The organism is Nocardioides albidus, assembly GCF_006335005.1.
Lineage (GTDB): Bacteria > Actinomycetota > Actinomycetes > Propionibacteriales > Nocardioidaceae > Nocardioides > Nocardioides albidus.
Genome location: NZ_VDMP01000021.1, coordinates 1 through 20,763, shown reverse-complemented (window position 1 = coordinate 20,763; position 20,763 = coordinate 1). Strand labels below are relative to the sequence as shown.

18 protein-coding genes, 1 tRNA gene and 1 pseudogene are annotated in these 20,763 nt (G+C 72.7%); 9 read left to right on the top strand and 11 right to left on the bottom strand.

Annotation, left to right across the window (positions count from 1 at the left end; all coding sequences use genetic code 11):
* Window positions 1-280, bottom strand: a pseudogene (locus FHP29_RS22180) (glucose-6-phosphate dehydrogenase); the annotation flags it as partial.
* A 108-nt stretch (window positions 281-388) separates the two neighbouring features.
* Between FHP29_RS22180 and FHP29_RS07815 the strand changes: the two are divergent.
* The gene (locus FHP29_RS07815) at window positions 389-1,579 is read left to right on the top strand and encodes an ROK family protein (protein ID WP_139622316.1); all 1,191 of its coding nucleotides are present in this window, start codon (window positions 389-391) and stop codon (window positions 1,577-1,579) included.
* Window positions 1,580-1,592: 13 nt separating this feature from the next.
* Here the strand turns inward: FHP29_RS07815 and FHP29_RS07810 are convergent, their stop codons facing one another.
* The 3 genes from FHP29_RS07810 to FHP29_RS07800 form a co-directional block, all read right to left on the bottom strand.
* Window positions 1,593-1,964, bottom strand: a complete 372-nt coding sequence (locus FHP29_RS07810; RefSeq protein ID WP_139622315.1) for a DUF779 domain-containing protein — start codon at window positions 1,962-1,964, stop codon at window positions 1,593-1,595.
* A 283-nt stretch (window positions 1,965-2,247) separates the two neighbouring features.
* Window positions 2,248-3,771, bottom strand: coding sequence for an acetaldehyde dehydrogenase ExaC (exaC, locus tag FHP29_RS07805; protein ID WP_139622314.1), 1,524 nt, complete (start codon window positions 3,769-3,771; stop codon window positions 2,248-2,250).
* 114 nt (window positions 3,772-3,885) lie between these two features.
* Entirely contained in the window at window positions 3,886-5,106 is a 1,221-nt protein-coding gene (locus tag FHP29_RS07800; RefSeq protein ID WP_139622313.1) for a GAF domain-containing protein, read from the bottom strand.
* Between the two features lie 155 nt (window positions 5,107-5,261).
* On the opposite strand from FHP29_RS07800, the gene FHP29_RS07795 reads away from it, so the two are divergent.
* From FHP29_RS07795 to FHP29_RS07770, 6 genes are all read left to right on the top strand, one after another.
* Window positions 5,262-5,351: transfer RNA gene (locus FHP29_RS07795), tRNA-Ser, on the top strand.
* Between the two features lie 127 nt (window positions 5,352-5,478).
* Window positions 5,479-5,988, top strand: a complete 510-nt coding sequence (locus FHP29_RS07790) for a GNAT family N-acetyltransferase (protein WP_139622312.1) — start codon at window positions 5,479-5,481, stop codon at window positions 5,986-5,988.
* Between the two features lie 45 nt (window positions 5,989-6,033).
* Complete coding sequence (locus FHP29_RS07785; protein ID WP_139622311.1) at window positions 6,034-6,591, top strand: sigma-70 family RNA polymerase sigma factor; 558 nt, start codon at window positions 6,034-6,036, stop codon at window positions 6,589-6,591.
* Window positions 6,581-7,732, top strand: a complete 1,152-nt coding sequence (locus tag FHP29_RS07780) for a hypothetical protein (RefSeq protein WP_139622310.1) — start codon at window positions 6,581-6,583, stop codon at window positions 7,730-7,732. Before FHP29_RS07785 ends, FHP29_RS07780 begins: the two co-directional genes overlap by 11 nt.
* A gap of 19 nt (window positions 7,733-7,751) precedes the next feature.
* Window positions 7,752-8,933 (top strand): TolB family protein, encoded by a 1,182-nt coding sequence (locus FHP29_RS07775; protein WP_139622309.1) that lies wholly within the window; start codon window positions 7,752-7,754, stop codon window positions 8,931-8,933.
* A 165-nt stretch (window positions 8,934-9,098) separates the two neighbouring features.
* A complete protein-coding gene (locus FHP29_RS07770; protein ID WP_158296514.1) occupies window positions 9,099-11,138 on the top strand; it encodes a glycosyltransferase family 2 protein in 2,040 nt (679 codons plus the stop codon).
* Here FHP29_RS07770 and FHP29_RS07765 read toward each other — a convergent pair.
* Window positions 11,135-11,506 carry a hypothetical protein gene (locus FHP29_RS07765; protein ID WP_139622307.1) on the bottom strand — a complete coding sequence of 124 codons (372 nt, stop codon included), beginning with the start codon at window positions 11,504-11,506 and terminating at the stop codon, window positions 11,135-11,137. The two genes, FHP29_RS07770 and FHP29_RS07765, sit on opposite strands and share 4 nt — an antisense overlap.
* Before the next feature lie 140 nt (window positions 11,507-11,646).
* Here FHP29_RS07765 and FHP29_RS07760 point away from each other — a divergent pair, with 140 nt between their 5' ends.
* Entirely contained in the window at window positions 11,647-12,528 is an 882-nt protein-coding gene (locus FHP29_RS07760; RefSeq protein ID WP_139622306.1) for an AAA family ATPase, read from the top strand.
* A 2-nt stretch (window positions 12,529-12,530) separates the two neighbouring features.
* Window positions 12,531-13,937, top strand: a complete 1,407-nt coding sequence (locus FHP29_RS07755; protein WP_139622305.1) for a vWA domain-containing protein — start codon at window positions 12,531-12,533, stop codon at window positions 13,935-13,937.
* Window positions 13,938-13,982: 45 nt separating this feature from the next.
* Here FHP29_RS07755 and FHP29_RS07750 read toward each other — a convergent pair whose 3' ends face one another.
* The 6 genes from FHP29_RS07750 to FHP29_RS21635 form a co-directional block, all read right to left on the bottom strand.
* Entirely contained in the window at window positions 13,983-15,449 is a 1,467-nt protein-coding gene (locus FHP29_RS07750) for a flavin-containing monooxygenase (RefSeq protein WP_139622303.1), read from the bottom strand.
* Entirely contained in the window at window positions 15,450-16,157 is a 708-nt protein-coding gene (locus tag FHP29_RS07745) for a TetR/AcrR family transcriptional regulator (RefSeq protein WP_139622302.1), read from the bottom strand.
* Between the two features lie 20 nt (window positions 16,158-16,177).
* A complete protein-coding gene (locus FHP29_RS07740; RefSeq protein ID WP_139622300.1) occupies window positions 16,178-17,854 on the bottom strand; it encodes an FAD-dependent oxidoreductase in 1,677 nt (558 codons plus the stop codon).
* Between the two features lie 15 nt (window positions 17,855-17,869).
* On the bottom strand, window positions 17,870-18,874 hold the full coding sequence (locus FHP29_RS07735) for an AurF N-oxygenase family protein (RefSeq protein WP_139622299.1): 1,005 nt from the start codon (window positions 18,872-18,874) through the stop codon (window positions 17,870-17,872).
* 269 nt (window positions 18,875-19,143) lie between these two features.
* Window positions 19,144-20,547, bottom strand: a complete 1,404-nt coding sequence (locus FHP29_RS07730; protein ID WP_139622298.1) for a hypothetical protein — start codon at window positions 20,545-20,547, stop codon at window positions 19,144-19,146.
* Window positions 20,544-20,763 (bottom strand): hypothetical protein (locus FHP29_RS21635; protein WP_158296513.1); only part of this gene is annotated, 220 nt, incomplete at its 5' end. The genes FHP29_RS21635 and FHP29_RS07730, both read right to left, overlap by 4 nt.

Here is a 20,763-nt window from a genome sequence, read left to right as displayed (position 1 = left end):
CGCCGGAGGCGGCGTCGAGGCAGAGGTGGTGCAGCCGGCTCACGAGCCGGTGCACCGCGCCGGCCTCGAGGTGGTCCTCGGGCACGTGCTGGAAGATCGCCTGGCTGACCAGGTCGCGGTAGCCGGCGTCGTCGAGGTCGTGGCGGGAGACGCCGATGATCCGGGTGTCGGGGTGCAGCTGGCGCTGGCGCTCCCGCTGGTAGAGGCCGGGGAGCAGCTTGCGGAGGGCGAGGTCGCCCGTGCCGCCGAAGACGGTGAAGTCACAGGCAGGGACTGCCAAGTCAGGAGTGGAAGCGCTCACGACATCCACCGTAAGCCCAAACCGTGCTCTTCGGAAGCACTACTTAGGTCTTTTTCGGATCGAACTCGGCGGGCTTACACTCCGGTCATGGCAGATCAGCGGGTTCCGCCGGCAGTGCGGGAGTCCGCCACGGCCGGGGACCTGCTCGCCCTGCTGCGCAGCGGCCGCGCCTCGACCCGCTCCGACCTGCGCGCCCTCACCGGCCTGTCCCGCACCGCGGTGGTCGCCCGGGTCGGCGCGCTCGCCGACGCCGGGCTCCTCGTCCTCGGCGCCGAGCTCGCCTCCACCGGCGGCCGTCCGCCCGGCAGCCTGGTCTTCAACACCCGCGCCGGCGTGGTCCTCGCCGCCGCCATCGGACGCTCCCGCTCCCAGCTCGCGGTCTTCGACCTCGGCGGCGCCGAGCTGGCCTCGTCGGCCCTCGACCACGAGGTCGGCGCCGGTCCCGACGCCGTGCTGCCCGGCGTCGCCGACCACCTTCGCGACCTGCTCACCCCCGACCTGCCGCCCGTGCTGGGGATCGGCGTCTCGCTGCCGGGCGTCGTCGACCCCGAGCGCGGCGTCAGCGTCGACACCCCGGTGATGGCCGGCTGGGACGGCGTCCCGCTCGCGCCGTACCTCGAGAAGGTCGCGGACGCGCCGCTCCTCATCGCCAACGACGCCGACACCCTCGCCCGCTCGGAGTACCTCGGTCACGCCCGGACGATCCGCGACCTGTTGGTGGTCAAGGCGTCCACCGGCATCGGCCTCGGCGTGCTCGCCGACGGCCGGATCATCAGCGGCTCCTGGGGCGGCGCCGGCGACATCGGGCACACCAAGATCCCCGAGGCCGCCGGTCGCCCGTGCAGGTGCGGCGACGTCGGCTGCCTGGAGACGATCGCGGCCGGTTGGTCGCTCGTCGCCCGGCTGCGGGAGGAGGGCCGCGAGGTCGACCACGTGCGCGACCTCGTCGCCCACGCGCTCGCCGGCGACCCCGAGGCCAAGCAGCTGCTCCGCGAGAGCGGGCGGATGCTGGGCGAGGTGCTCGCCGTCGCCATCAACCTGCTCAACCCGCGCGCCATCGTCCTCGGCGGCGACATGGCGGCGGCGTACGACGTCTACGCCGCCGGCGTGCGCGAGGCGGTCTACGCCCGCTCCTCCGCGCTGGCCACCCGCGAGCTGCAGTTCCTCCCGTCGACGTACGGCGACCGCGCGGGACTCGTCGGGTGTGCCGCCCTGGCGCTCGAGGCCGTCCTCAGCCCCGCCGCCGTCGACGCCCGGCTCGCCCGGGCGCGGTCCTGACGGGTCTCGGGGTTCAGTCCCGCATCTCGGCGTACTCCGCGTCGCTCAGCAGCCGGGAGCGGATGAGGAAGCGCACGCCGTACGGCGCCTCGAGCGAGAACCCCGCCCCGCGGCCCTTCACGACGTCGATCGTCAGGTGGGTGTGCGACCAGTAGCCGAACTGCGCCTTCGACATCCACACCGGCACCGGCCGCTCGAGGCCGATGTCGAGGTCGCCGAGGTGCACGTCGGCGTCACCGAGGAGGAAGTCGCCGTCGGGGTAGCACATCGGCGCCGACCCGTCGCAGCAGCCGCCGGACTGGTGGAACATCACCGGCCCGTGCGCCTCGGTGAGCGTGCGCAGCAGCTCCGCCGCCGCCTCGGTGAGGTCGACCCGGTCGGTCATGGTGGTCCTTCGGGGGTGAGGTCGGTGGTTGAGGGTGGGGGTGGGTGGTGTGTGGTGGTCCGCTGCGCGGGGACGTCATACGTTGTGTGGGTTGTGGGCCTCGGTTCGTATGACGTCTGCGGGGCGTGGGGGCGGCGGGACTCCGCTGCGCGGGGACGTCATACGTTGCGTGGGTTGTAGGCCTCGGTTCGTATGACGTCCCCGGCAAGCCGGCAAGCCGGCAACCCGGCGAGCGGAGAGCGGACAGCGGACAGCGGAGAGCCGGAGGGCTGAGCCCGCCGGCTCAGAAGAACCCGAGCGCGTCCGGGCTGTAGGACACCAGCAGGTTCTTCGTCTGCTGGTAGTGGTCGAGCATCATCTTGTGCGTCTCGCGGCCGATGCCCGACTGCTTGTAGCCGCCGAAGGCCGCGTGCGCGGGATAGGCGTGGTAGCAGTTGGTCCACACGCGGCCGGCCTGGATCTCCTTGCCGGCGCGGAAGGCCTGCGACCCGTCGCGCGACCACACGCCGGCGCCGAGGCCGTAGAGCGTGTCGTTGGCGATCTTGAGCGCGTCGGCCTCCTCGTCGAAGCCGGTCAGCGAGACGACCGGGCCGAAGATCTCCTCCTGGAAGATCCGCATGGAGTTGTCGCCCTCGAAGATCGTCGGCGTCACGTAGTAGCCCTCGGCGAGGTCGCCCTCGAGGACGTTGCGCCCGCCGCCGGTGAGGACCTTCGCGCCCTCGTCCTTGCCGATCTCGATGTAGGACAGGATCTTCTCGAGCTGGTCGTTGGAGGCCTGCGCGCCGATCATCGTGGTGTCGTCGAGCGGGTTCCCCTGCTTGATCTGCTCCACACGAGCGACGGCGTCGTGCACGAAGTCGGAGTAGATGGAGCGCTGCACGAGGGCGCGCGACGGGCAGGTGCACACCTCGCCCTGGTTGAGCGCGAACATCGCGAAGCCCTCGAGGGCCTTGTCGTAGAACGCGTCGCGCTGGTCGGCGACCGACTCGAAGAAGATGTTCGGGCTCTTGCCGCCGAGCTCGAGGGTGACGGGGATGATGTTCTGGCTGGCGTACTGCATGATCAGCCGGCCGGTGGTGGTCTCGCCGGTGAAGGCCACCTTCGCCACGCGCGGCGAGGAGGCGAGCGGCTTGCCGGCCTCGACGCCGAAGCCGTTGACGACGTTGAGTACGCCGGCCGGCAGCAGGTCGCCCACGAGCTCGATGAGCTTGAGGATGGACCACGGGGTCTGCTCGGCGGGCTTGAGCACGACGGCGTTGCCGGCGGCGAGCGCGGGCGCGAGCTTCCAGACCGCCATCAGGATGGGGAAGTTCCACGGGATGATCTGCGCGACCACGCCCAGCGGCTCGTGGAAGTGGTAGGCGACCGTGTTCTCGTCGATCTCGCCGATCGTGCCCTCCTGGGCGCGCAGGACGCCGGCGAAGTAGCGGAAGTGGTCGATCGCCAGGGGGATGTCGGCAGCCAGCGTCTCGCGGACCGGCTTGCCGTTCTCCCAGGTCTCGGCGACGGCGATGGCGGTCAGGTTGGCCTCCATCACGTCGGCGATCTTGAGCAGGATGTTGGCCCGCTCCGTCGTGGAGGTCTTCCCCCACGACGGAGCGGCAGCGTGGGCGGCGTCCAGCGCGGCCTCGACGTCCGCCTCGGTTCCCCGGGCGATCTCGGTGAAGGCCTTGCCGTTCACCGGCGAGATGTTCTCGAAGTAGTCGCCCTTGATCGGGTCCACCCACTGGCCGCCGATGTAGTGGCCGTAGCGGCTCGCGACGGAGACGAGGGAGTCGGGCTGTCCGGGTGCTGCGTAGACGGTCATGGTGTGCTCCAAGGAGTCGGGCGGAGTCGGTCGGTACGCCGCGCTGTGACGGCGGTCACGACGTTAGGAGCCGCAACGTTGCAGGCCCGTTGCCGTTCCCCGAGCGGCGCGAACTCAGCGCAGTTCGGCGTCCAGCCGCGCGATCTGCCCCTCGACGAGCGCCCGCATCGGCGAGCTCGCCGGTACGACGGCGCGCTGGGCCAGCCACATGTCGTAGTCGTCGCGTCCCCACCCGGAGCGGGTCCAGGCCGACATCAGGTCCGGCTGACCGGATCGCAGCAGCGCATGGCGCAGCGATGCGGCCAGGCCCTCGCGCAGCCGGACGACGCCCGGCGCGCTGGAGCGCGGCAGCACCGGGCCGCCGTACCCCCGCATGGCGCTGCGCAGGTCGCCCGCCGCGAGCTGCGCCTCGACGGCCAGCCAGTCGCCGCTGACCGGCGCGGTGAGGCGGTAGGGGCGGGAGGCGAGGAGCTCGTCGCCGAGCAGGTTGCGCAGCCGGTTGAGCTCGGCGCGCAGGGTCGACGTGCCGCCGTCCTCCTCGTAGAGCAGCACGCCCAGCTCGTCGCCGGTCAGACCCGTGGGGGAGGAGGCGAGGACCGCGACGATCTCGCTGTGCCGGCGCGAGAGCCGCAGCCGGCCGAGCTTGCCGCGACCGTCGTCGACCGTCACCAGCGCCTCGTCGTGGCCGAGCAGCTCGAGCACGATCCGCAGCCCGGTGTCGTGGCCGCCGCGCGCGGGAGGTGGAGCCTGGCGGGCCAGCTCGGCCTCCGCGAGACGCGCCGCGGCCCGCACCATCGCCATGGTCTGGGGTACGACGAGCGCGTCGCCGCCCGTCACGTCGAGGACGCCGAGCAGCCGGCTGGTCCCCGGATCGTGGATCGGCGTCGCGGCACAGCTCCACGAGCGGACCGCGGCGCGGAAGTGCTCCTCGCGGGTGACGACCGCGTCGCGGCCGGTCGCGAGAGCGAGCCCGGGGGCGTTGGTGCCGGCCAGGCGCTCGTCCCAGTTGCTCCCCTCGACGAAGCCGATCCGCTCCGCCTCGCGCAGCCGCTCCGGCGTACCGCACACCCACAGCAGGGTGCCCTCCGCGTCGGCCAGTGCCATCACCGCGCCGCAGTCACGGACCTCGCGACCGAGCACGTCGTCGAGCAGGGGGAACACGCGCGCCAGGGCGTGCTCCTCGCGCTGACCCCGCAGGTCGGGCGTCTCCAGGGCGATGGGTGCCTCGAGCTGGGTGACGTCCACCCCGGCTGCGGCGGAGCGCTCCCAGGAGGCCGCGACCTCGGCCCGCATCCCGCGATGCCGCGCGTCTCGCGTCTTCAGTCCGGTGGCCATCGCGTCTCCCACATGACGAGGGTCTCTCCGCACGACGATGACGCACAGAGGTTGCAAGCGGGTTGCATCGCCGCCCGGCGGCCGGGCTCCGCTCGACGTCGTTCCGGCCGACCGCGATTTCGAGCCGCCGTCACCGCTCCGGTAATGTTCCCCGCGGTGACGTGTCCGAGCGGCCTAAGGAGAACGCCTCGAAAGCGTTTGTGGGCGCAAGTCCACCGAGGGTTCAAATCCCTCCGTCACCGCCATGTGATGTCTCAGGACATCGGCGACAGTGGCCCCACGGAAACGTGGGGCCACTGGTCGTTTCGGGCCGTGTTCGTGGCCTTCGCGGGAACGATGGTCGCCCCCTCCTCGAGGTCCGATACTGCTGTGGTGGCGAACCTCCGGGAGCTGTGCGAGGCGGACCTCCCCGCGGTGGAGATCCTGCTCGCCGACGCGCTGGGTGGCCGCCGGCAGGTGCGGCTCGGCGAGCCGGTCGACGTCCTCGACCGGCCGGGTGTCGTCGCGTGCGACGGGCCGCGTGTCGTCGGGGTCGCCACGTGGGCGGCCGGCGACCCGGCGGAGCTCTGCTGCCTGGCGGTCGCCGCCGACCATCGCGGGCGCGGCATCGGCGGGGCCCTGGTCGAGGCGACCGCGGCGGCGGTCGGCCCGGTCGGGTTGTGGCTGGTCACGACCAACGACAACCTCGACGCGCTCCGGGTCTACCAGCGCCACGGCTTCCGGATCGAGCGGGTCGTCGTCGACGGCGTGGCGCACGCGCGCCGTCTGAAGCCGGGCATCCCCCTCGTCGGATCGCACGGCATCCCGCTCCTGGACGAGCTGGTCCTCCGCAGGCCGGCTCCGGCACCCGACGCCGCTCGTGGTCGACCCCGGGACGAATAAAGGTCTCCCACCCCTCACGGCTGTTGACAGGTGGAGGTGATTCTCGTGTCCGAGCCGGGCGAGTCCAGCATGATGGACGTCGTGCCGATGTCCGCGCGGCGCTCGACGCAGTCGGACGGGGATTTCGCCGAGCTGTTCGCCGCGACCTATCCCCAGGTCGTCCGCACGGCCTGGTTCGTGACCCACGACCGGGCCGCGGCAGAGGAGGTCGCCCAGGAGGCGTTCACCGAGCTCTTCCGCGGTTGGTCGCGGCTGCGCGACTTCGACCGCCCCGACCTGTGGGTACGCCGGGTGGCGATCCGCAAGGCACAGCGCGAGGCGTCGCGGCGCACTCGCCGGACCGCCCTCGAGCGGGCGGCCGCCACCGTCCCGACCGTCGCCGACGGTCTCGACCTGCCCGACCCCGAGCTGATCGCCGCGATCCGCAGCCTGCCGCCCAAGCAGCGGGCGATCGTCGTCCTGTTCTATCTCGAGGACCGGCCGATGGACGAGGTCGCCGATCTCGTCGGCTGCTCGACCTCGACCGGATTCGTCCATCTCCACCACGCCCGCAGACGACTGGCCGCCGTGCTCGGCGAGGAGGTGGGCAGCGATGTCGATTGACCAGCGCATCCGCGACGGACTCCGCGCCACCGACGACCGGCTGCCTGCGCCGGACGTCGACCACGCGCTCGCCGCCGTGACCACCGGCGTCCGGCCGCACCGTCGCGAGGCGGTGACGGCCCTCGTCGCGGCGGCCGCCGTCGTCGCGGTCGTCGTCGGCGTGCTCGCGCTGACCCGCGGCGGGGAAGACCCCGTGCGGCCCGTCGGCCCCCCGACGCCGACGGACGCGGTGCGCGACGCCGCGGCGCCGGACCCGCCACTGCCCGCGCGCCTGACCCGCCGCCTGCGCCAGATCCGCGACGACGGCTCGCGCTGGCCGGACGGGTCGGGCTCGCCGAGTCCGCCGTTGCTGCGCGACCCGGCGACCGGCCTGAAGGTCCAGCTGTACGGCCTGTGCGACGGCGGCCCCTGCCCCCTCGACGCCGACATGTCGCAGCTGCAGGGGACGCCTCGCGCGCTCGAGGTGAGCGACGGCAGCCGGTCGGCCCTGTTCGACGTGGCCGACGCCGTGCGGTTCGTGGTCGACGGGATGTGGTGGCTCGGCGTCAACGCCCGGGCGTTCGACGGCGACTCCGTGCTCGTGCAGGACGTCACCCGCGTCGGCGGCCCGATCCGGTTCCGCCTCCTGCAGGCCGATGGCACCGCGTACACGCTCCGGACGGTTCGCGACCCGGCCCCGGCACGCCTGGCTCCGGGCGTGGTGGCGCTGGAGCGGCCGGCGGGACGCGCGGGCCGGCAGAACCTGTACCTCGTCGACGACCGGGTTGCCACGATCCGGCCGGTCGACGTCCCCGATGACCGGCCCCGGTCCTGGACGGCGTACGACGGCCTCCTGCTCGGCGTCGCGGACGCCTGCCGCCTCAGCTGGCTGACGGCCGACGGCCTGCACGAGCGTCGGCTCGACTGCGGCCCCGGCGGGCGCCTGGCCGCGGCGTGGACGGACCTGCCCGATGGGTGGCCGCGACCGGGACGGATGGTGGTGACCGAGTGGGTCTCGCACGGGAGCAACCTGGTCAATCGGTGGGAGTTCTTCGTGCACGCCAGCACCGACGACGGCGCCACCTGGCACCGGCTCCCGCTCGGCCACGACGACGGATCGCTGTCGACGCGCATCGCCGAGGCCCTGCGCGGGCTGGAATGAGCGGGTAGGGGTGGACACCGTGACGACGAGGATCCGCAGGAACGCCGCCTGGCCCCGGGCGCTGGCCGCCGTCGGCGCCGCGATCCTGGTCGTCGCCGGCGGACTCGCGCTCACCCGGCTGGATGAGGACCCGCAGCAGGCCGGCCGGTCGACCCCGACGACGACCCCGACAACGACCCCGACAACGACCCCGGAGCCGACCCCGGAGCCGACCCCGGAGCCGACGACGACAGCGACGACCGCACCCGTCGAACTGCCGAGCAACGGCCGGATCGTCCGCGCCGAGGAGATGTTCGAGCGCGCCCTCGAGCCCTGCTCCCTCATCACCGCCGACCACGAGGTGGCCACGCGAGGAGCCGGTTGCGTCATCTGGGCGCGCGACGTCGATCCGGCGACGGGCATCGGGGTCTTCGAGGAGCAGCCGCTCGACCGGAGCGACGACACCGGCGACGACGCCGACCCGCCCCCCTTCGTCACGACGCTGCGCGTGGCCGACCGCACGGGCGTCCTCGGGCGGTTCCCCTCGCCGTACGACAGGGTCGACCCCGCGTTGGGCCCGGGCCGCGACGAGATCTCCCTGCCCCACGACCGCGAGATCACCGTGGTCGGGATCCACGGCCACGAGCGGCGCACCATCGACCTCTCCAACCTGCTCGCCGCGCCCGAGTACAGCCAGCCGGGCGACCCGGACGAGGTGGTCCAGTCCGTGGCGTGGTCGCCGGACCGGACCCGGATCGCCGTGGTCTCCGTCGGGCCCACCCCAGCGGGACGCGCGGTCCGGATCCGGGTCGTCGACAGCGACGGCGGGGACCCGCGGCTCGTCCACACGGTGACGAACACCCGACAGGTCCCCGCCGGCAAGACGCCGCTCGCCTACCTCTGGAGCCTGGCGTGGTCCCCGGACGGGTCCCGGCTCGGGTTCATCGAGGAGCTGGCTTACCTCGGCGGCTACGAGAAGTCCCAGTCCATCCGCGCCGTTACCGTCACCCTGTCCGGATCCGCCGCACCCGGACCCCGCACGCTCTACCGCTACACCGACCGCCCGTACGACGACGCGGCGATCGTGTGGTCGCCCGACGGCGCTCGGGTGGCGTTGCGGGTTCCCGGTGGGGTGCTCGAGCTGTCTCCCGAGGACGGGCGCGTCCTGGGCCGGCACCCGCTGATCGCCGGACAGATGGTGTGGCTCCCGAGAGGGAGCTGACCGACCGGCCGACCGAGCGGTCGCGCGGGCCTGGCCCGGGAGGACTACGGCGACCGGCGACCGGCCGGAATCCGGCGCCGGGCGTTGCGGTCGGCGGCCATGTCCCTCGACGCTGGGCATGACCGGTGCAGAATGGCGAGCGTTCGATCTCGGGAGGGTTGTGCCATGGAGTCTGTCCGGAACGCGGCCACGCCGCGCGGCGTACACAGAGCCCGGACGGAGACGGTCGCTCTCCGCCGCGACACCGGTCTGGCCGGATGGGCCTACACGCTCGGCGCGCCCGGCCCCGAGGCCCCACGGACCCGGCTGCTCGCCCGCATCGGCGGCGTGGTCGCCATCGTGGCGGTGACGGCCTACCTGGCCTGGCGGATCACGGCCACGTTGCCGCCGGACGGTTGGAACCGCACCGCCGCGTGGGTCCTGGTCGGGTTCGAGGCCCTGCCCCTGATCGGTCTGCTGGTCCGCCTGGTCACCCTGTGGAACCTCGACAGCGTGGCGCCGCGACCCGTGTCCGCCTCCTCGACCCACCTGCGGGTGGCGGTCCTGATCCCCACCTACAACGAGCCGGTCGAGGTCATCGCGCCCACCATCGCCGCGGCCTGTCGCCTGGAGCCGGCCCACGAGACCTGGGTGCTCGACGACGGCGACCGCGACTGGGTCGCCGACCTCTGCGCGGCGTACGGCGCCCGCTACGTCCGCCGGCCGGTCCACGACCACGCCAAGGCCGGCAACATGAACCACGCCCTCGACGTCATGGCCCGGGAGGCCGCCGAGGGCGCCCCGGAGGTCGACGTGATCGCAGTGCTCGACTGCGACCACGTGCCGCTGCCGCATTTCCTGACCGCCACCCTCGGCTGGTTCGACGATCCCGAGATCGCGCTGGTGCAGGGGCCACAGGAGTTCTACAACGCCGGCGCGTTCGACGACGACGGCGTCACCGGTGAGCAGGGCCTGTTCTTCCACGTCCTCATGGCCTCACGCAACCACGACGGCGCCGGGCCGTTCTGGTGCGGCTCCACCTCCCTGTTGCGGCTGCGTGCCCTGCGCGGGGTCGGCGGCGTCGCCACCGACACGATCGTCGAGGACATGCACACCACGCTCCGCCTCATCCGGGACGGCTGGAAGACCGTCTACCACCACCAGACGCTGGCGGTCGGCCTCGCTCCCGCCACCGCCGAGCAGTACCTGCTCCAGCGACGCCGCTGGGGCATGGGCGCCATGCAGGTCCTCGCCCACGAACGGCTCTGGGCGGCCAAGCGCTGGCTGTCGTGGCGCAACTACTACGAGTACCTCTCCGGGACACTGTGGTGGCTCGATGGGGTGGGGACCATCGCCGTGTTCGTCGTCCCCACCGCCATCCTCCTCAGCGGCGCCCAGACGTCCACCGCGAGCGTCGGCGCCTTCACGGCGGTCTTCACGGCGATGTTCGTGCTGCGCGTGTGGGGTCTGCGACGCCTCTTCCGGCACCACCTCCAACTGGCCCCGGCGTTCGCGCTGCGGGTCTTCCGCATCCCCGTCGGCCTGTCGTGCACCTGGTGGCTGCTGACCCGCCGGACCCTGTCGTTCGAGGTCACCCCCAAGGCCGGAGCCGAGCAGCGCTCCCGCGGCCGGGTCCCTCGGGCGCTGCGGGTCCTGTCCGTCCTCGCGCTCGCGGTCCTGGGGTACGCCGCCGCCGGGCTCGCCGGGCTGGTGCCCTGGCGCGCGTCATCCGGCGCCACCCTCGCCTCGGCCGCGTGGCTGGTCATGGCGGCCGGGGCCCTCGGCCTCGGGATGCGTCGCATCGTCTCGCCCACCTATGCCACCTCCCGGCGCAACGCCTACCGGGTCGGGATCCGGGCCGCCGTCGAGCTGCACGGCGACCGCGGTGAGCTCGTCGACGTCTCGACGGGCGGCGCCGCCGTCCGGTTCCCCGCGTCCGTCCCCCTCGCCGCGGGGGACGAGGTCAGGCTGGCCCTGCCGCAGGCGCCTCCCGTGCTCATGCGCGTGGTCCGCACGGTCGCCGACGGCGAGATCCAGAACGTGTCACTGCGGGTGCCCGAGGGCGACTGGGAGGGGCACCGAATCCTGTCCCTCTGGCTGTTCCACACCCCGGCCGACGCGGTGATCGGACTCCCGCCGGGAGTGCCGGCCGCGGCCGCGACCAGTCACCGCGGCCGTCGCCGCACCCTCGCCGCGATCGCCGCCGCGGGGACGGACCGATCCTAGAGACCGTCGCGCTCGCTGGGCCCCAGGCAGACGGCGACCAGCTCCCCGGCGATCTCGCCGCTGAACACCGCCCAGCCCCGGTCGAAGCTCACCAGCTCGGTGGCGCCGTCGGGCGTTCGGACGATCGCCTGGGTCGGGACGACATCGCGGTCGAAGCCGGTCACCGAGCAGCGGTTCTGCTCCATCATCGCGTCGAGCGGCCCCGAGGACATGTCGACGCGGGGCGCTGGATCGGCGGGCCTCATCGACGAGACGTTGCTGACGGCGCCGAAGCCGACGAGCAGGGTGAGTGCGGCGACCGTGGTCGCCGTACGCAGTGAATGGACGGCGACGCGCAGCCAGGTCGGAGACGCGACAGAAGTATTCACGTCGTCCCCCTTCACACCGCTGGTCAACATCTGCCGGCGCCCGGCGCCGGGTCTTCCCCACTGCCGATCTCAACGACCGGAGGGCCGCCGGGTCACGACCGCGTGAGGCGGCCCGCGGACCCGCACGGCAGGATGAGCCCATGACCTGGTTCGACGCACCGGCCGACGCGGCCACCCGGCTCGAGGCAGCGGGCTATCTCGCTGACGCCGCGACCGCGACCACCACCTACCTGGCCGGCGCGCTCGAGAAGCCGCTGCTGCTGGAGGGGCCGGCCGGGGTCGGCAAGACCGAGCTGGCCAAGGCGGTCTCGCGGGCCACCGGAGCCGACCTCGTGCGGCTGCAGTGCTACGAGGGACTCGACGAGGCGCGGGCGCTCTACGAGTGGAACTACAAGAAGCAGCTGCTGCGGATCCAGGCCGCCAACGCCGGGGGTTCGGGGGAGGGCGTCGACTGGGACGCCACCCACGACGACATCTTCTCCGAGGAGTTCCTCCTCACCCGGCCGCTGCTCACGGCGATCCGCCGCGAGCAGCCGACGGTGCTGCTCATCGACGAGGTCGACAAGACCGACATCGAGGTCGAGGGCCTGCTGCTCGAGGTGCTCAGCGACTTCCAGGTGACCATCCCCGAGCTCGGGACCGTCGCCGCGACCCGCAGGCCCTTCGTCGTCCTGACCTCCAACGCCAGCCGTGAGCTGTCCGAGGCGGTCAAGCGCCGCTGCCTCTACCTGCACATCGACTACCCCGACGCCGCGCGCGAGCGCCAGATCCTCCAGTCGCAGGTGCCCGACCTCGACGACCGCATCGCCGAGCAGCTCGTGGCCACGGTGGGCCGGCTGCGAGAGCTGGAGCTCAAGAAGGCGCCGTCGATCGCCGAGTCCGTCGACTGGGCGCGCACGCTCATCGCGCTGGAGATCCGCGACCTCGACGCGAAGGCGATCGCGGACACCCTCGGCGCCGTCCTCAAGCACCAGTCCGACCACGAGCGGGCGGTCAAGGAGCTCAAGCTGGCGAGGTCCTGACCGTGAGCACCGACGACTCCGGTCTCCTCGACCGCCACCTGGCCTTCGTCGAGGCGCTGCGCGGCGCCGGGCTGTCGGTCTCGCTGGCCGAGGACATCGACTCGCTGGCGGCCCTCGGAGCCGTCCGCTGGGGAGACCGCGGCATGGTCCGCGACGCGTTCGCGGCCACCATGGTCAAGAAGCAGTCGCAGCGCACGACCTTCGACGCCCTCTTCGACGTCTACTACCCGGCGATGGTGGGCAACGGCGCGGCGGCGTCGGCGGCCGAGGTGGACGCTGCCGACGCGGACGGTCCGGTCCGCGACAACGCGGCCGCGTTGACGGAGTTCCGGGAGCGGCTCGCCGAGGCCCTCGAGGCGCAGGACATGGACGAGGCCGAGCTGCGCCGGATGGCCGCCGAGATGGTCGGCGTCTTCGGCGCGATGCCCGGTCGCGGCCCGGGCCTGTCGTCCTGGTCGGCGTACACCGCGCTCCAGCGGGTCGCGCCGCAGCAGCTCATCGACCAGATCGTGGCCGGGCTGATGCGTCACAGCGACGAGGACGACGCCCGCCGGCAGGCCAACCGCCGGATCGGCTCGTTCACCGCGATGGTCGAGGACGACGCCCGGCGCCGGATCGCGGAGGAGAAGGGCCCCGACCACGTGGCCGACGTCGCGATCCGCCCCAGCATCGACAAGCTCGCGTTCATGTCCGCCCGCCGCGCCGACCTCGACGAGATGCGCAAGGAGATCTTCCCGCTGGCCCGCCGGCTGGCGACCCGACTGGTCAAGGAGCAGCACTCCCAGCACAAGCGCACGGCGCCGCTCGACTTCCGGCGTACCGTCCGCGCCTCGATCGCGACGGGCGGGGTGCCGATCACCACCCACCACCGCCCGAAGCGGCCGCACCGCACCGACCTCGTCGTGCTCTGCGACGTGAGCGGGTCGGTCGCCAACTTCGCCCAGTTCACGCTGCTGTTCGTGTTCGCGCTGCGCGAGGTGTTCCAGAGCATGCGCGCCTTCACCTTCATCGACCACGTGCACGAGGTGACCGAGCACTTCCGCCCGGGCGCCGACCCGGTCGACGTGCTCGCCGACCTCGCCGCGGCGACGTCCCACGCGGCGCTGTGGGGGCGGACCAACTACGGGCGCGCGTTCAGCAAGTTCGAGGATCAGTACGCCGACGCCCTCACCCCGAAGACGACCCTGCTCATCCTCGGCGACGCCCGCTCCAACTACAGCGACCTCCACGAGGACGCGCTCAAGCGGCTGGCGGGCTCGGTCCGGCGCTCCTTCTGGCTCAACCCCGAGCACGAGCGCAACTGGGGCACCGGGGACTCCGCCGCCCCGACGTACGCCGAGATCGTGCGGATGATCGAGTGCCGGAATCTCACCCAGCTCAGTGAGTTCGTGCACGATCTGGCCTGGTGAGGGGTGCATGAATCCCCGGACATCCGGGGGATTCATGCAGCGCTCTCAGCCCGAGAACTCCAGCGCCTCGTCCGCCACCGGCTTGCGGAAGACCAGGATGTCCTTGAAGTAGTTCATCTTCAGCCGCCAGGGGAAGACCGAGCCCTGCTTGGGGAGCGAGTCGATCGAGCGCATGACGTAGCCGGCCTCGAAGTCCAAGAAGGGCTCCTCGGCGACCGACTCGTCGCGGCGGGGGACGACGACCCGGGCGCCGGTGCGGTCCAGGTGGCCGAGCAGCTCGACGACGTACGCGCACACCAGGTCGGCCTTCAGCGTCCACGAGGCGTTGGTGTAGCCGATGATGAACGCGAAGTTGGGGATGTCGCTGAGCATCAGACCCTTGTAGGCCATCGTCTCGGACGGGGCGATCTTGGCGCCGTCGACCGCGAGCGTCGCGCCGCCGAACAGCTGCAGGTTGAGCCCCGTCGCGGTGACGATGATGTCGGCCTCGAGCTCCCTGCCCGACTTCAGCAGGATCCCGTTCGGCGTGAACCGGTCGATGTGGTCGGTGACGATGTCCACCGTGTGGTGGCGCAGCGCCTTGAACAGGTCGCCTCCGGGCACGGCGCACAGGCGCTGGTCCCACGGGTCGTACGGCGGCTTGAAGTGCTCGTCGAAGTCGACGTCGTCCGGCAGTTGCCGCTCGAGGAGCTTGCGCAGCAGCGCGCGCGACTCCTTCGGCCGCGCCTGGCAGAACTCGTAGAACGCGATCCGGCTGGTGAGGTAGCGGGTGCGGACCAGCTTCTGCGCCACCTTGTCGGGCAGCGTGCGGTACATCCGCGCCGAGAGCCGGTCGTACGCCGGCTGGCTGATGATGTACGTCGGCGTGCGCTGCAGCATCGTCACGTGGCCGGCGCCTGAGTCGGCGAGCGCCGGGATCAGGGTGACGGCGGTGGCGCCGGAGCCGATCACCACGATCCGCTTGCCCTCGTAGTCGAGGTCCTCGGGCCAGTGCTGCGGGTGGACGAGCTGTCCTTCGAAGTCGGAGGCGCCCTCGAAGGACGGGGTGAAGCCCTCGTCGTAGCGGTAGTAGCCCGACGCCGACCACAGGAAGCCGGCGGTCAGCTCGACCGTCTCGCCGGTGTCGGTGCGCTCCACGGTGACCGTCCACCGGGCGTCCTCGGTGGAGAACTCCGCGTGCACGAGTCTGTGGTGGTAGCGGATGTGCTCGTCGATGCCGTTCTCGGCCGCCGCCTCCTTCAGGTAGGCGAGGATGTCGGGACCGTCGACGATCGCCTTGGTGCCCTTCCACGGCTTCCAGCCGAAGCCGAGGGTGTGCATGTCGGAGTCGGAGCGGATGCCGGGGTAGCGGAACAGGTCCCACGTCCCGCCGAGGGAGTCGCGCATCTCGAGGACGGCGTACGACTTGTCCGGGAACGCCTTGCTCACGTGGTACGCCGCGTCGATGCCGGACAGGCCGGCGCCGACGATCAGCACGTCGAGGTGCGTGGCGGCGGTGGTGGAGTCGCTCATTCAGGCTTCCTTGAGGTTGAGGAGCTGCTCGACCGGGACGTCGGGCACCTCGATGTTGCGGGAGGCGGCGAGCCCCTCGATCTGCAGCCAGGTGACGTCGGCGAGGAGCCGGGTGAACTGGGGCGCCGGGGGCCGGAGCTCCTCGCGCGAGCTCCAGCTGCGCACGGCGGCCATGACGCCGCCGACGAGGAGGAAGACGTACGGCGTGAGCGCGTCGCGGTCCTCGTCGTCGACCTCGGCGTCGAGCAGGGCGAGGAAGCCGCCGATGACCAGCTCGATCTGCTCGGCGATCTGGCCGATGGCGTCGTCGAGGGGCTTGACGGAGGCGCCGGCGATGTCGCGCTCCGCGAAGCGCATCCACGCGACGTTCTCGGCACCCCACCCGACGTACGCGCCGATGATCCGCTCGATGATCTGGCGCGGCGTGCCCTCGAGGGTCACGGCGGCGAGCAGCAGCTCGCCGGCGCGGTTGCAGATCTCCTGCTGGATGGCGACGTCGAGGTCGGTGCGGTCCTCGAAGTAGCGGTAGAGCACGGTGCGGTGCACCGAGGCCTCCTCCGCGATCTGCTGGACGCTGAGGTCGGCGCCGGGCTCGAGGTCGCGCGCCAGCACGGTCAGGGCCGCCTCGAGCACGGCCTGGCGGCGGTCGGCGTTGTGCTGCTGCCAGCGGCGCTTGCGTCCGTCGGGCTGGTTCTTGGCCGTCCCCATGGCGACCCCTCCTGCGATCCTCACGATGTCAGCGACACGGTACGGCGGAGCAGGCTCCGGCGGCGGACGGCAGGCGGTGCGGCGATCGAGCGCTGCTCGGCCGGGTCGGTGACCTTGGCGCGCGGACGACCGGACCGGGCGCCCCGCTCGCGCTCGGCCGCGTCGAGGCGCTGCCAGGCCGCGAGGTCCCCGGCGTCGGGGTGCCTCTCGGCGACGAGGGCCGCGAGGGCGGCAGCCGAGCCGGTCGGGGCGGGCAGGCCGGCGTCGAGGTCGTCGAGGATCGTCTCGACGGTCTCCTGGGCGTCGGTCTTGTTGGTGCCGATGAAGCCGACCGGGCCGCGCTTGATCCAGCCGACGACGTAGACGCCGGGCTCGACGCGGCCGAGGTGGTGGGGCACGGTGGCGGTGCGCTCGTCGAACGGCAGGCCGGCGACCGGCGTCCCGCGGTGGCCCACGGAGCGGACCACGAGCCCGGCGTCGAGGACGAAGGTGTCGTCGGTGGGCTCGGCGCGGACCGACCCGTCGACCTCGGCCAGCCGGTTGCGGGCGACCCGGACGCCGGTGACCCGGCCGTCGGCGCCCAGGACCTCGACGGGCGAGACCGCGAAGCTGAGGACGATCCGGCGCTTCGTCGAGGCCGGGTCGACCGGGCGCTCGGCGAGGTCGCGCAGCAGCGCGCTGCGCTGGTCGTCGCCGGTGAGCAGGGCGGGGTCGGCGTCGACGATCACGTCGACGTCCTCGAGGGCGGCCAGGCCGATCAGCTCCGGCACGGTGAACGCCGCCTGCGCGGGACCGCGCCGGCCGAGGACGACCACCTCGCGCACGTTGCTCGCGCGCAGCTGGTCGAGCGCGCCCGGGGCGAGGTCGGTGCGCTCGAGCACCTCGACGGGCCGGGACAGGATGCGGGCCACGTCGAGGGCGACGTTGCCGTTGCCGACGACGACCGCGCGCTCGTGGTGGAGCGGGACATCGAGGTCCTGCTGCTCGGGGTGACCGTTGTACCAGCCCACGAGGGCGGTCGCGGGCACCGAGCCGGCCAGGTCCTCGCCCGGGATCCCCAGGCCGCGGTCGGCGGAGGCGCCGACGGCGTACACGACCGCGTCGTAGTGGGCGCGCAGGTCGGCCAGTGTGAGCCCGCCGGCCGCGCCGACGTCGACGCCGAGGCGGTAGTGGAACCGCGGCTGCCGCTCGATCGCCTCGAAGAGCCGGGTGACGAGCTTGGTCGAGGCGTGGTCGGGGGCGACGCCGTGCCGGACCAGGCCGTACGGCGTGCGCAGCCGGTCGTAGACGTCCACGCCGGTGATCTCGGGGTGCTTGAGCAGCTCGTCGGCCGTGTAGAGGCCGGCCGGACCGGCGCCGACCACCGCCACCCGGAACGGACCGGGCCGGCTCAGCCGCCGCTGCGGCGGGACCAGGGCGACCGGGGTCCGGTCCGCGTGCGGGAAGGCGTCGTAGTAGGAGGCGTTGAGGTCGAGGAAGGGCAGCTGCTTGGTCGTCAGCGCGGCGTCCGGGACCATCGCGCCCACAGGGCAGGCGGTCGCGCAGGCGCCGCAACCCACGCAGGCGGTGGCGTCGACGTACACCATCTCGGTGGTGCCGAAGCCGGGCTCGCCCGGGGCGGGGTGGATGCAGTTGACCGGGCAGGCGACGACGCACGAGGCGTCGGCGCAGCACGACTGCGTGACGACGTAGGCCATGTCAGCTCCGGACGGTCAGACCGCGGCGGACTTGGGCTCGCTGCGGAAGCGGGACGGGCTGCCGTGGATGCCGAGCGCGCGCCACAGGATCCGGGAGACGCGGTTCATCAGGCCGAGCTCGTCGGCGAGCATGCGCACGTCGCCGAAGGTGTCGCGCAGCAGCTTCTGGGACCGCTCGGAGCTCCAGTAGACCTCGCGCATGACCTCCTTGGGGATGCCGAGGTCCTTCTGCATCCGCTTGGTCGGCTTCATGATCACGTCGCACAGCAGGCGCATGATGATCGGGTACGCCAGCGACAGGCCGAAGCGCTGGAGCCGGCCGTAGTCCTTGGACCGCTCGACCAGGTAGGTGTGGGCGAAGCCGATGTGACGGGCCTCCTCGGCCACGTGGATCTGCATCACGCGCTCGACGATCGGGTGCAGGTCGTGGCCCGAGCGCAGCACGGACTTCTGCAGGTAGTCGATCGGCTCCTCGCCGGCGAGGATGCCGAAGAAGAAGATGTTGGGCAGCGGACCGCCGGCCAGGCACAGGAACGGCGCGAGCCTGATGAACCAGCCGGGGCCGCCCTGGACGTCGACGCCGATCCGGTTCACACCCTCCTGGAACATCTGGGTGTGGTGGCACTCCTCGGTGACCTCGTGCGTGGAGTAGCGGAACTCCGCACGGTTGTTGCCCATCGGGATGAGGTGGCTCATGATCCCGCCGATGAGGATCTGCTCGAACTGCAGGCCGACCTTCATGATGTTGGCCAGGCGGTACTGGCCGATCTCGATCTGCCGGTCGAGGGGCAGCGACCGGTACCAGTCGGTGCCGCCGAGCGAGTCGACCTCGGGCAGGACCCATCGCGGGTCGTTCGGGACGACCTCGAACTCGGGGCTGTCCCAGGCGATGTCGAGGAAGGCGTCGAAGTGCTGGTGGACCGACGCCTCGGAGAGCACCCGCAGGGTCTCCTGGTAGCTGAGCCCCTCCACGTCGTGCGCGGTGGGGGTGTCGGTCGGTGCGTCGGCCGTCGCAGTCATGAGTCCTCGGTCCGTTCTCGTCGTCGAAATCGGGAGCGTGCTCGCTGTTAGCGCAACACCATGTTGCGTACATTGACCCCGGTTTTGTCAAGGAAATCCGGAAGAAACGGCATGCTGCCGCCGACGCCCTCCGCTGAGGGTGTGACCGGGATCGCTCGGGGCGCGCCGGCAGGCGCACCCCCGTAGGGGAGTCGGCGAGGGTCGAGTCGCCGGCCCGGATCGGCCCGGATCGGCCCGGATCGGCCCGGGTCGGCCCGGGTCGGCCCGGATCAGGCCGGGCGGAGGAAGCCCGCCTCGCGCCAGCGGGCGAGCGCTGCGCGCAGATCGGGGTGATCGGCCCGGTCGGCGGCGCGCCCGCCGGCGACGAGGGCGGGCACGTCGGGGTCCGAGCTGCCGTCGTACACGACCGTGAGGCGGTTGACCGCGCCCGCGTTGATCAGCGAGCCGAGGAGGGCGACCGGGTCGTTGCGGTCCTCCAGCGAGAGGACCTGGATCTCGGGCGGCAGGAGCGCGAGCTGGGTCGCGGGCGCGTCGGCGGTGACGACCTGGTCGACGACGAAGCCGGGCAGGTCGGTCCGGGCCGCCAGCTCGAGGGCCGCGGCGCCGCCGCTCCCCCGGCCCACGAGCAGGACGCGGGCGGGCTCGCCGGGCTCGTCCGTCCCGGTCCCGACCGCGTCCTCGAGGGCGCGGACCACTGCGGACGCCTCGCTCGACGCGTCGCCGGAGACCAGGCGCAGCCGGCTCGCGGAGGGCGCGGGAGCGGTGTCCGGCACGAAGGCGAGCAGCCGCCCCGGGGCCGTGCGCAGGACGCGGACCCGCCCGCCCTGGTCGTGGGCGAGCAGCGTCATCAGGTCGCCCAGCCCGGCGGGCGCCTGCGCGCCGTCGAGGGTCGCCGGCGCGCCCGGGACGGCCGGCGCGCTCTCCGCGAGGCCGACGGCGACGTCGCGCAGCGCCGATCCCCAGTCGTCGGAGAGCGGGGCGATGCCGGTGGCGCGCAGTCCGCCGGCGCGTGCCGAGCGGCCGGTGTCGCCCGACAGCACGGCGGCGGTGAGCAGGCCCCGCATCTGCAGGCTGTCGAGCACGCCGCCGCCCGTGGTGACGTGCTCCATCAGCTCGGGGTTGGCCTCCGCGAGCTCGCCGAGGTAGGCCGCGACGCCGTCGCGGTCGAGCGCGTCGGTCTCGATCAGGCCGGCGGCGACGATCGCGCCGCCGAGGTTGACCTCGGGCGCGAGATAGCCGATCGCCCGGCCCGCGATCGAGCCGAGGGTCTCGTACGCCGCCGCCTGGAGCTCGTCGATCCAGCGGTAGGTCATCACCGTGGCGCGCAGCACCAGGGCGTCGGCGTCCAGCTCGATCGACCGGCTGAGGAGGCTGCCCTTCCCGGTCGTCGCCGCGCGCACCTCCTCCTCGGCGGTGCGCCAGGTCGAGGGCGAGAGCGGCGCGGAGTCGACGACGTCGGGGTCGGCCAGCACGTCGCGACCGACCTGCGACCACTCGCGCATCTGGGCGCCCGCGTCGTCGAAGAGGTCCGCGAGGCGCAGCATCTGGTCGTACTTGTCGGCCAGGTCCGCCGCCTCGACCGCGGTGACCGGCCGTGCGTGCTCCTCGGCCTCGGCCTCGGGGCCCGGCGCGGTGTCGGTGCGCTGGTGTGTCCGCTCCGCCGGCTCGCTCATCGCGCCGCCTCCCCGAGGACGGGGGCCACGACCGCGGCCAGGTCGTCGGCGGCGACAGCACGGATCTCGAGCCGCAGCACGCCGTCCTCGTGATGGGGCCGCAGGGCTCGCCAGCCGTCGGCCAGCAGGGTCCACGACACGACGCCGACCGTGTCGACCTCGGCTCCCGAGACGTCGGCGACCAGGGCGCGCAGGCGGCCGCGGGCCTCGCCGGCC

Excerpts from the sequence above, each read along its gene's own strand:
- FHP29_RS07800 (WP_139622313.1), bottom strand. The coding sequence starts at position 5,106 with ATGGCCACCGGACTGAAGACGCGAGACGCGCGGCATCGCGGGATGCGG.
- FHP29_RS07810 (WP_139622315.1), bottom strand. The coding sequence starts at position 1,964 with ATGACCGACCGGGTCGACCTCACCGAGGCGGCGGCGGAGCTGCTGCGC.
- FHP29_RS07750 (WP_139622303.1), bottom strand. The coding sequence starts at position 15,449 with ATGAGCGACTCCACCACCGCCGCCACGCACCTCGACGTGCTGATCGTC.
- FHP29_RS07735 (WP_139622299.1), bottom strand. The coding sequence starts at position 18,874 with ATGACTGCGACGGCCGACGCACCGACCGACACCCCCACCGCGCACGAC.
- FHP29_RS07760 (WP_139622306.1), top strand. The coding sequence starts at position 11,647 with ATGACCTGGTTCGACGCACCGGCCGACGCGGCCACCCGGCTCGAGGCA.
- FHP29_RS07770 (WP_158296514.1), top strand. The coding sequence starts at position 9,099 with ATGGAGTCTGTCCGGAACGCGGCCACGCCGCGCGGCGTACACAGAGCC.
- exaC (WP_139622314.1), bottom strand. The coding sequence starts at position 3,771 with ATGACCGTCTACGCAGCACCCGGACAGCCCGACTCCCTCGTCTCCGTC.
- FHP29_RS07740 (WP_139622300.1), bottom strand. The coding sequence starts at position 17,854 with ATGGCCTACGTCGTCACGCAGTCGTGCTGCGCCGACGCCTCGTGCGTC.
- FHP29_RS07815 (WP_139622316.1), top strand. The coding sequence starts at position 389 with ATGGCAGATCAGCGGGTTCCGCCGGCAGTGCGGGAGTCCGCCACGGCC.
- FHP29_RS07745 (WP_139622302.1), bottom strand. The coding sequence starts at position 16,157 with ATGGGGACGGCCAAGAACCAGCCCGACGGACGCAAGCGCCGCTGGCAG.
- FHP29_RS07730 (WP_139622298.1), bottom strand. The coding sequence starts at position 20,547 with ATGAGCGAGCCGGCGGAGCGGACACACCAGCGCACCGACACCGCGCCG.
- FHP29_RS07780 (WP_139622310.1), top strand. The coding sequence starts at position 6,581 with ATGTCGATTGACCAGCGCATCCGCGACGGACTCCGCGCCACCGACGAC.